This window comes from Brevibacillus sp. MER 51 (assembly GCF_023714195.1).
Taxonomy (GTDB): domain Bacteria; phylum Bacillota; class Bacilli; order Brevibacillales; family Brevibacillaceae; genus Brevibacillus.
Genome location: NZ_JAMAUS010000001.1, coordinates 177,993 through 188,874, shown reverse-complemented (window position 1 = coordinate 188,874; position 10,882 = coordinate 177,993). Strand labels below are relative to the sequence as shown.

Annotated in this window: 1 protein-coding gene; it reads right to left on the bottom strand. The window is 47.2% G+C overall.

Annotated features, from left to right (window positions below; genetic code table 11):
- Window positions 1-19: 19 nt before the first annotated feature.
- The gene (tycB, locus tag M3630_RS00750; RefSeq protein WP_251250868.1) at window positions 20-10,789 is read right to left on the bottom strand and encodes a tyrocidine non-ribosomal peptide synthetase TycB; all 10,770 of its coding nucleotides are present in this window, start codon (window positions 10,787-10,789) and stop codon (window positions 20-22) included.
- Between the last annotated feature and the right edge of the window lie 93 nt (window positions 10,790-10,882).

Here is a 10,882-nt window from a genome sequence, read left to right as displayed (position 1 = left end):
CATTTCTCATGTCGCCTGATTAGATTAATTCCAGGATGTTCTCCAGTTCTTCCATGGAAAGGTCATCATCACCCAGATCGCTCGGGGTCAATTCCCCATTTTCTTTTGATAGGCAATGCTCAATAATGCTGAGCAAGTGATTCCGATAGCTTTCTGCCAATTTCGCGATGGTTTCTTCCTGATACTGGAGACTGTTGTAGCCAAAACTGATCTGTAGCTTTCCATCCTCGATCATGCCGGAAATATCCAACAAGAATACTCTCTCCGATTCTGGACTGAAAAGCTGACCCGTACCAAGTGGCGAGAAAGTAAATCCACCCGATTTTACATCCGAATCAAATTGCCCGAGGTAGTTAAAGCTGATTTCCGGTTGCAGGCTAAATTGCAGGGATGGACGCAGTTTATCCGCCGTCATCGTGCGCAAAATCTCGTAGCCAATTCCTTTTTTCGGAATACGGCGCAAGCTTTCTTTGATTTGCTTGATTTGGTAGGACAAGTCCTTTGATTTTTCCATATCAAGCACAACAGGGAACTGGGATGTGAACCACCCAATCGTTCTCGTCACGTTCATTTCATTCTGAATATCTTCGCGACCGTGACCTTCGAGGTTGATAACAGCATAGTTGGTATTCGCCCATTCTTTCACGGTTAATCCCAAAGCAGTCAGCAACAGGTCATTCATTTCGGTGTGATAGGCATGATGAACGTGGCGTAACAGGTTTTCTGTCTCTTGGGCTGTCAACTCGACCTTCGCTGTACGTGTGTGCTTTTGTTTACGATCTGCTGTAACAAAATCAGTAGGCAACTTTTCTGCCGTGACCGTGCTCTCGAGGTTGTGCCAGTACGCAACTTCTCGTAAAAGCTCCTCACTCTCCGCATAGTTTTGCAATTGAGCCGACCAATCCTTGAATGAATCTGTCTTTTTCGACAAGACGATCTCCTGATTGTGGAGAGCCTGCGAATAGGCAGATGAAAAATCTTCAAACAAGATGCGCCAAGAGACGCCATCCACGACCAGATGATGAATCGCGATCAGTAAATGGTCCCCTTCCGTTGTGGAGAAGAGCGCCAAGCGAACGAGCGGCCCCTGTTCCAGATCGATACTGCTTTGGATGTGATCAGACAACTCCAAAATATGAGCTGCGCTATTTGCATGGTCTTTCAAGTCATACGAATGGAAGCGGAATCGCTCACCTGTCAGTGCTCGATTGATTTGCGTGATCGTCTCATTCTCCTGTTTGTATACCATGCGCAACGCATCGTGGTGCTCGACGATTTTATAGAACGCCTGCTGAACAAGTGCCGGATCAAAGCCATCCTCCCGGAACAGCATGACAGCCTGATTCCAGTGGTGACGATCAGTGAAATTGCGCTCGAAGAACCACTTCTGGATGGGTGTCAAGCCAATCTCGCCTTCTACTACTCCCTGATCGCTCTCTCTGTTGTTTGGTATGACATGGACGGCAACTTGTTCGATGGTCGGATATTGGAACAGTTCCTTCATCGCCAGCGTCCAGCCTGCTGCGTGCAAACGCGTGGATACCTGAATGGCTTTGATGGAATCTCCGCCCAATTCAAAGAAGTTGTCTTTGATTCCCACTTGCCCGATTCCCAATACCTCTGCCCAAGTCGTTGCAAGTAAGTGTTCCAGTTCGTTTTGCGGTGCTTCATATTCTCTGCCCGATTTTTCTTCGTGGCTTGGCTTTGGCAATGCTTTACGGTCAATTTTGTCGTTCGGTGTCAACGGCATCTTATCCAACTGAACAAAGAAGGAGGGAACCATGTAATTTGGCAATTCTTTTCCCATAAATTCTCGCAGTTGAGCCGGGCTTGCTTCCCCATCGGCTACATAGTATGCGCACAGGTAAGGTTGCCCCTGGTCATCCAAATGTGTGATAGCTGCTGCCTCAATAATCGACTCATATCGCAACAGAACACTCTCGACTTCGCCCAGCTCTACCCGATGACCACGCACCTTCACCTGATGATCGATTCTGCCGAGATACTCGATATTTCCGTCCGGAAGCCATTTGGCCAGATCCCCGGTACGATACATCTTCTCTCCTGGCACAAACGGATTGTCGACGAATTTTTCAGCCGTCAATTCTGGTCGATTCCAATATCCTCTGGCTAACGCCACCCCGCTGATGCACAATTCACCTATTTGACCGACTGTCTTCAATTGCATTTGTTCATCCACGATGAACAGCTTCGTATTCTGAATCGGTTTGCCAATCGTAATGGTCTGACCAACTGGTTCATGAGGCAAAGCTTTCCAGAGTGTCGCGCAAACCGTACTCTCTGTAGGGCCGTAGCCATTGACATAGGTCACTTTCTCTTTCCATTGCTCTACCAAAGCGGTAGATGCTGCCGATCCAGCAGTAATCAAGATGCGCAATGACGGCATACGATCAGGCTCAAGATAAATGGCATACGTCGGCGGCAACGTGAGAATAGTAATTCCGTTTTTGTGGACGTATTCCTCAAATTTGCGGAAGTCATTGATCGTATCACGCGAAATGATATACAAGGTCGCTCCTGTCAATAGCGCCATAAACATATCCCACACCGATGCATCAAAAGAGATACTCGCAAAATGCCCTGGACGATCTTGTGGCGTTACGCCGAGTTGATTTTTGAAAACCGCCTGTAGGTTTGCTGCCCCTTTGTGCTCCAGCATGACGCCCTTTGGATTGCCAGTGGTACCAGACGTGTAAATGATATAGGCCAGATCTGACGATTTGTTGATGCAAAGCAAGTTGTCTGTATGCGACGAATAGCTCCCCGCGTCGTCCAAATCGATAATTTCTGCCTGACTGGACACTTTGTGGGTCAAATGCGAATGGGTAAGCACGAGCTTCGACTGACTGTCCTCGATCATGTACCGAATTCTTTCTTCGGGATAATCAGGATCGACCGGTAAAAATGCGCCGCCAGCTTTTAAAATAGCGAGTGTGGCAATGACCATTTCCAAGGAACGCTCTACCATCATGACGACAATTTGCGAAGGACCTACCCCTTTTTCCCGCAAAACCGCGGCTAGCTGGTTCGCTCTTTCATTGAGCTCTTGGTACGTCATCTGCTTCTCTTCAAATACAATAGCCGTTTGATCAGGCGTATTCGCTGCCAGGTCCTCAAAGAGCTGTTGTATCGTCTGGTCTTCCACGTACTCTCTGTCTGTATGATTGAACTCCACAAGCAACAACTGCTTTTCTTCTGGCGTCAACATCTCAATCGCTTGAAGTTGCCTATCAGGGTCTGCCGCAACATTGCGTAGAATTTGCATGAAATGACGCGACATTCTGTCTACGGTGTCTCTTCTAAACAGCTTGGTGCTGTACTCCAGTCGCAGCAACAGGTCTGTTTCTCGTTCAGTTAGATGAAAAGACAGGTCGAACTTTGAAATGGCAAGCGCGCTTGTCGATTCATAGGGATGATAGGTTAATTGACCCAGTGTTTTTTGGTACAAATCGTCGGTTTGCAGAATGAACATGGTATCAAAAAGTGGATTGCGTCCCGGATCACGTTGAACGCCAAGCTTCTCAACCAGACTTTCCAACGGATAATCCTGATGATCATAGGCATCCAATGCATTCTGCTTGACTTCCATCAAAAACTCCCTGAAGGTCTTCTCTGCTATCGGTTTGTTTCTGATTGCTAGCGTATTGACGAACATGCCGACAATCGGTTCGAGCTCAGCGCGAGTCTTGCCGGAAATTGGCGTTCCGACAACGATATCATCCTGCCCCGTATACTTCGAAAGCAGCAAATTGTAGGCGGCTAGCAAGACCATGAACAAGGTCGTTTTCGTCTCTGCAGCCAACGCGTGTAAAGCTTCCAACAGAGGTCTATCGGTAGCAAGTACGATTTGATCACCCTCAAAGCTTTTCACAGCTGGACGCGGAAAATCTGTCGGGATCTCCAAGACAGTGTTATGCCCCTCAAACGCATGACGCCAATACTCTTCGTGCTTCTTGAAGTCATCTGATTCGATAAAGCGTTTTTGCCAGACAGAAAAATCTTTGTATTGGATACGCAGCTCCGGTAATTGTCTGCCTTGGTACAACTCCGCCAGTTCGTTGAAAATAATTGTGATGGACGAGGCATCCGAAGCAATATGATGCATGTCATACAAGAGAAGATGACGTTCATTCGAGATTTGCACGAGACCCATGCGCAGCAGTGGCGGAACAGCCAGATCAAACGGACGGACAAATGCATGGAAAATCTCATCGATCTGATGTTCTTCTGCACTCCGATACTCCATTTCCACTTCCACACGGTCATGAATTTTTTGGACCAGCTGATCTCCTACCATTTCAAAGGAGGTTCTCCAGATTTCGTGACGATCTACCAATGTTTGCAGAGCATGCATCAATTGATCGCGGTCCAGTTGACCCTCTAGCATGATCATCCCAGGCGTATTGTAGCTGATGCCCGCGCCTTCCAACTGATGGAGCACGTACATCCGCTGCTGGGCAGAGGATACCGGGTAGTACTCTTGTGGTTCTGCTGGCTGAATCGATGCATCCGACGCATTCTCACTGTTTGCGATCAGCCTGGACAAGGCTCGAACGGTAGGCTGTTCAAAGAAATGCTTCAACGGAAGATCGGTTTGAAGCTCCCGATGCACATGCGCCACTACCGTCATGGCTTTCAAAGAATGTCCGCCCAGCTCAAAAAAGTTATCCATTACTCCGATGCCGGAGATGCCAAGGACGTCTTCCCATATCTTTGCCAGTGTTGCCTCTACTTCATTGGCAGGCGCGACATACTCCACACCTGTTGTAGGCTTTCCTTCCGGCTTCGGAAGCGCTTTGCGATCGATCTTGCCATTTGGCGTGAGCGGGAAAGCGTCCATTTGAACCAGATAAGTTGGAACCATATACGCTGGCAGTTCTTGAGATAGATGTGTTCGCAGCGCCACTTCCGGGATGTTTTCTTTACCGGTAAAATAGGCTGTCAGGTAGGCGTCCCCACTATCGTCCTGATAAGCAACGACAATCGCTTCATTTATCGTTTCATAGCTGAGAAGAACCGATTCTATCTCCCCGATCTCAATCCGGTATCCTCTCACTTTTACTTGTTCATCCAGGCGTCCTGCGAATTCAATCGTACCGTCCGGGAGCCATCTGCCAAGGTCGCCTGTCTTGTACATGCGTTCACCTGGCTCAAATGGATTGGAAACAAACTTCTCCTCGGTAAGCTCTGGTTTGTTCCAATATCCGCGCGCCAAACCAAGTCCGCCTATGCATATTTCTCCTACTACACCGATTGGTAGCAGCTGGTGAGCATGGTCCACGATGTATATGCTTGTGTTTGCAATTGGCCGTCCGATGGTGATCGGAGCATCCGGGAGCGTATCGCACAGATAGGTGGCGATAACGCTGCTTTCTGTTGGACCATACGCATTGACAGTGATCATCTGCGGATTCATCTCTTTGCACATCTCAACCAGCTTCGGCGATAGCTTTTCTCCCCCGAGCACAGCCATTTTCATTGGACTGATCTCTTCGGTGGTGCTGCATTCCAAAATCGCTTGGAACAAACTCGGCACGCATAACGTGTAGCTGCAACTCCATGTTGAGATGAGGTTTTTGAGTGCTATCGGATCTTTGGCTTCTTCATCCTTCGTTAAGACAACAGTTGAACCGGATAGAATCAACGCAAAGAAGGTAAGAACAAAACCATCAAAGGCAAAAGATAGGGCCAACAAACCTCTGTCATGGACGGATAAAGCAAACTCCTCTTTGTTCCACGTCACACTGTTGACAATACCTCGGTGCTCCACCATGACCCCTTTTGGCTTGCCTGTCGTACCCGATGTGTAGATGATGTAAGCCAGATTGGTAGCCGCATGAATCGGGTCAAGGTTTGTGGTGATCCGGGAGTAGTTACTCTTATCCTCCAGATACAGGCATTCCACCCCAGCAGCAATCTTTGTTCCAAGATGCTCATGAGTAAGCACCAGACGAGCTTCGCAATCTTCCAGCATATAAGCAATGCGATCATTCGGATATTCTGGATCGATCGGCACGTATGCTCCACCAGCTTTGAGAATGGCAAGGATTCCAATCACCATCTCCATGGAACGATTTGCCATAATCCCAACTCGTTGGTCAGCCTTTACTCCCTTTTTCCGTAATGTGCGAGCTAGCTGATTGGCTTTCTTATTGAGCTCCTGATATGTCAACTTTTGGTCCCCGCAAACCAGTGCGATTTGATCAGGGGTTTTCAGCACTTGTTCTTCAAATAGCTGGGGAAGTGTGCTTTCCAACTGAACAGGCTTGAATGTGTCGTTGAAATGGACCAGCAATTCCTGCTTTTCCTGCTCGGTGAGCATCTCTATCTCATAGAGAGCCAAATCCGTGTTCCGGGTGACTTCTTGCAAGATTTGGGTGTAATGACGCGACATGCGCTCGATGGTCTCCTGCTTGAACAGCTTGGTGCAAAATTCGAAGCAGAATAAGAGACCTGCATCGTTTTGAGTTGCTTCGAGCGACAAATCGAATTTCGCCATCTTGCCCTCTGGCACGTACGGCGTCACTGTCATGCCCTCGATCTCAATCGGATCGGCATCCATGTTTTGTAAAATGAACAACGTGTCAAACAATGGATTGCGGCTTCGATTTCGATTGACCGACAGCTTTTCGACGAGCTCCTCAAACGGGTGCTCCCCATGCTCAAAAGCAGAAAGTGTATTGTCCTTCACTTCTTGTAAAAATTGCTTGAAACTTTTGGTTGCCACCGGCTGATTTCTCATTGCCAGCGTGTTGACGAACATACCCGTGATGCTTTCCGTGTCAGGGTGCGTTCTTCCAGCTGTCACGGTTCCGACCACCATGTCTTCTTGCCCAGAGTATTTCGCGAGCAAAACATGGTAGGCTGCCATGAGCACCATGTAGAGCGTAGTACCCGTATCGGCCGCCACTCGTTGCAAGCCATCCAGCAGCTGTTTTTCAGAACGGAATAAATAACGTTCGCCCTCAAAGCTTTGAACAGACGGTCGAGAGTAGTCCAAAGGCAGGTTCAAAACAGGAATTTCACCACGGAATCGCTCGGTCCAATAAGCTTCCTGCTTTTTGTATTCGTCTGTCTGTGCCAAGCCTTTTTCCCAAACTGCGAAGTCTTTATATTGAATGCGCTGCTCTGGCAAGGAATTGTCTTGATAGAGCTGCGCAAAATCATTCAGGATGATTTGCGATGACACCCCATCCGAGATGATATGGTGCATATCGATAATCATGACATGGCGCCGCTCTCCCAGTTTGACCAGTCCAACCCGACTTAATGGCGCCTTTTCCAAATCAAACGGACGCATAAAATCCGTGATGACTTGATTCAAACGATCTTCTGTTGCTTCCATGTAAATGATTGGCAGCTTGCATTCCGGATGGATGCGTTGAACCGGCTCGCCGTTGATAGTATGAAAGGAGGTTCGCAGCGATTCATGACGACTCACCAATTTGGCAATGGCATGCTCCATCTGCTCCATATTCAATTCCCCATCGAGTACCGTCACAACGGGCAGATTGTACACCGTACTATCCGGATCGAGCTGGTTTAAAATCAGCATGCGTTTTTGCGCAGAAGATACGGGATAATGCTCTTGCATGACGACCCGCGGAATAGCGTGATACGATCCTTCCTCTACCCCTTCCACATACTTGGCGATTTCTTGAATAGTTGGTCTATCAAACAAGATGCGAAGCGGAACATCTGCTTGGCAGTCTTTTTGCATCCGGGAAATGAGATGAATCGCTTTTAGCGAATGACCCCCGAGCGTGAAAAAATTATCCAGAGCGCCAATCGGGGACACGCCGAGTACGCTTTCCCAAATCGCTGCCATTTTCTGTTCCAGTTCGGTTGTCGGAGCGAGATAATCCGCTCCCGTAAAAGCGTTCCCCTCAGGGATGGGCAAGGCTCTTCTGTCTGTTTTTCCGTTAGGTGTGACCGGAATTCGTTCGAGTTTTATAAAGAACGAAGGGATCATATACTCCGGTAGCTTTCGTGATAAGTACGTACGCAGCTCCTCGTTGCTGACTTCTTCTGTCAAAACGATATAGGCGCACAAGTACTTTCCGCCAGTCTCATCCGCTCGATCGATGACCACGGCTTCCTTAATCACGGCGTGGTTGAGCAACTGCGATTCGATTTCACCCAGCTCGATGCGGTGACCCCTGATTTTTACCTGATGGTCGATTCGCCCTAAAAACTCGATATTGCCATCTGGCATCCAACGAGCGAGGTCACCCGTTCGATACATTCTTTCTCCTGATTGATACGGGTTCTCGAGAAACTTCTCCGCAGTCAGCTCCGGATTGTGCAAATATCCTCTTCCTACGTTCGCACCAGAGATATACAACTCCCCAACAATGCCCTCTGGTTTCATCTGCAGCTTTTCATCCAAAATATAAATGCCAGTGTTGCTGATCGGTTTTCCGATTGGTGGCAGCTCCGGTATATCCATGCTTGGGTCCATGGTGTAGGTGGTTACCACATGTGTCTCCGACGGCCCGTAATGATTGTGCAAAAATACGTGATGGTTACGCAGATATTTCTGTAGCTCAAGCGTGACGACGAGCTGTTCTCCGGCCGTGATAATGTGCTTGACGCAACGCGGGAAGCTTTGTGCATAATCTTTTTCGTTAAAGATAAATTTTAAGAAGGATACAGGGAGGGACAAAATGCTGATCTGATTTTCCTGGATAAAGGTAAACAGTTTTTCAACATGACGTCTCAACTCATTTGTGATGAGATAGAGCTGTCCCCCGGAAAGCAGCGTGGAGAAAATCTCCTGGTAGCAAACATCAAAGCTGCAAGTGGTATACTGCAATACTTTTTCATGAAAATCGATGTTGGTCTTGGCAAACGTAAAGTGCATCAGATTTGCCATGTTTTTATGCTCAAGCATGACGCCTTTTGGTTTCCCCGTTGTTCCTGAAGTGTAGATGATATAAAACAAGTCATCTGGATGATTGATCGTTTCGACAGGTGCACTACTCTCTTCCCAGATGGTTGGAGCGTTAATATCGATTTTTTCAGTAGAAGCGGAGACTTTCCCAAGCAAATGCTGCTGAGTCACTACCAATTGAATCCCGCTATGCTCAAGCATGTAGGCAATTCGTTCTTCAGGCAGCTCTGGATCAATCGGTACAAAGGCACCACCGGCTTTCAAAACCCCTAGAATTCCGATAATCATCTCGATGGAGCGATCCATCATCGTTCCAACCAGGCTGTCTGCTGCAATCCCTTTTCTTCTCAAAAATCTGGCGAGCTGATTGGATTTTTCGTCTAGCTCCCGATACGTCAGATGCTGTTCCCCGAATACGACAGCAACCTGCTCGGGTGTCCTCTCCACCTGTTCCATAAAGAGTTCATGCATCGTCTTCGTAGGATAGGCAGCCGAAGTATCAAGATTTCTAGCCATTAGCTGTTGTTTTTCCGTTTCTGTCAGCAAGGCAACCTGTTGAAGGGTGACCTTCGGATTGTTTGCCACGCAAGCTGCGATCTGCTTGAGGTGCCCAGCCATTTTTTGGATAAATCCTTCATCGAAAACAGCAGCATTATAGTCAAACCGTATCGCAATCTCTTCTTTGGGCATTACCATGACGGTCATGTCATAATTCGTAGGTTCAAACATCTCGACATCAGAAATGGCAAAGCCTACCTGCTGTGTCGCTGCTTTTTTCTGCAAGGCCTCGACTAATGGATAGTTTTCGATAACCATCAGGTGATCGATCAAATCTTGCTTTAATACGGAATCGTTTTGAATGTCGTACAAAGGTACATGCTCATATGGCTGAGATTGCCGTGTTCTTTGGTGCACATCCTGTATTAAGTCGGCAAAGGATTGATCGTTTTTCGCTTGAATGCGGAATGGAATGGTATTGATAAACAACCCTACCATTTTTTCGATTCCGACGATTTCAGTTGGTCGCCCGGATACAACAGAGCCAAATAGCACATCATTCGTACCGTTATAGGATTGAAGCAGAATTCCCCATATGGTTTGGATCACAGTCGGTAATGTCACTTGATTTTGACTTGCGATCGCAGATAGCTGCTGCGTCAGCATGCTGTCCAGCACAAAACGATATTGCGCTGGTAGAAAGGCATTGCTAGAAGACTTCCCAAATTTCGGCAAGGAAGTTTGCTGTTCAAACTGTTCCAGATAGTCTCTCCAATATGCGAGAGCAGCCTCTTTATCTTGCTTTTCCAGCCAACGAATAAATTGGCTGTATGGCTGCACCGGATCAAGGGAAATCGGAGCCCCGTTCTTTAAGGATAAATAGACGGAAAGCAAGTCATCAAAAATAATGCTAAAGCACCAACCGTCCATGAGTATGTGATGAAAACTCCAGATGATTTGGTATTCGCTCTCCGTCATTTGGAAAATAGCCACTCTCATCAACGAGTCTTTCGCTAGATGAAAGGTTTTCTCTTGGTCATTCCTTTTGTATTGGGTATAGCGTTGCTGCTTTTCTTGCTCATCGTATGCAGTCAAATCACAAAAAAGGATGGGAATGGGCCGTTCCTTCAAGACAACCTGCAAAGGCTGCTTTAATTTTTCATAGAGAAACAGCGTACGGAATACGTCATATCTCTCTACCAGCACATGCAGACTATTGGTAAACAAACCAACATCAAGATCGCCCTGAATCGAAATGGACATCTGTACAAGATGAGAGTTATGTTCTTCGTCTAGCAAGGCGTGAAATAACATTCCCTCTTGCATGGGCGTCAATAGATACATATCTTGTACTTGTTCTTTGCTAAAAACACTCATTCCGGCACCTCGATATCAACATTATTTGTCTTATTTGTTTAAAAATGTAAGCTGAGAGCATGATTTTCCCCATGAAATTTTAGCAAGCGTTTC